The following is a 363-nucleotide window of genomic DNA, read 5'->3' as shown; positions in this document are numbered from 1 at the left end:
GGCGGGCGGTCATCGTGGTTCTTCGGTAAAGTCTGGTCACCACAACTATCCCTGACCGAGGGTGACCACGATGACCGAAGAGATGATGGCATTGCGCAGCATGTTGGAAAAGGGTGCTGACGCTGATGTTCTGCGTGACATGATTGGCTTTGCCGCGCAGCGGCTGATGGAACTGGAAGTGCAAGGGCTGACTGGGGCCGGGCATGGCGAACGGTCTGCGGATCGGCTGGCTCAGCGCAACGGTTACCGTGAGCGGGACTGGGAAACCAGGGCGGGAACGGTGGAACTGCGCATTCCCAAGCTGCGTAAAGGCAGCTACTTCCCCGGCTTCCTGGAACCCCGGCGCATGGCGGAGAAGGCGCT

General features: G+C 61.4%; 1 protein-coding gene. It reads left to right on the top strand.

Features of this window, described 5'->3' with window-relative positions:
• Positions 1-70: 70 nt before the first annotated feature.
• Positions 71-363 (top strand): transposase (locus ACODTW_RS28300; RefSeq protein WP_488949560.1); only part of this gene is annotated, 293 nt, incomplete at its 3' end.

The organism is Niveispirillum sp. FG148 (assembly GCF_057809655.1).
This window is presented reverse-complemented; position numbering and strand designations above follow the sequence as displayed.